At 50.6% G+C, this 235-nt stretch carries 1 tRNA gene and 1 rRNA gene; both read right to left on the reverse strand.

From position 1 onward, the window contains the following. Positions 1 to 3 precede the first annotated feature (3 nt). Positions 4 to 80 (reverse strand) — tRNA-Ile (locus HZZ01_RS20840). A 73-nt stretch (positions 81 to 153) separates the two neighbouring features. Further along, a 16S ribosomal RNA gene (locus HZZ01_RS20845) occupies positions 154 to 235 on the reverse strand; the annotation flags it as partial.

The raw sequence follows: 235 nt of genomic DNA on the forward strand, positions 1-235 counted from the left end.
ATTTGGTAGGCCTGAGTGGACTTGAACCACCGACCTCACCCTTATCAGGGGTGCGCTCTAACCACCTGAGCTACAAGCCTGTAGAGGTTTTTTCTGCTCGTTACTTTTTATCAGACAATCTGTGTGGGCACTGCGCGGGAAGGTATCTTCAGGTAAGGAGGTGATCCAACCGCAGGTTCCCCTACGGTTACCTTGTTACGACTTCACCCCAGTCATGAATCACAAAGTGGTAAGC

The organism is Pantoea sp. WMus005, from assembly GCF_013415305.1.
GTDB lineage: Bacteria > Pseudomonadota > Gammaproteobacteria > Enterobacterales > Enterobacteriaceae > Pantoea > Pantoea rara.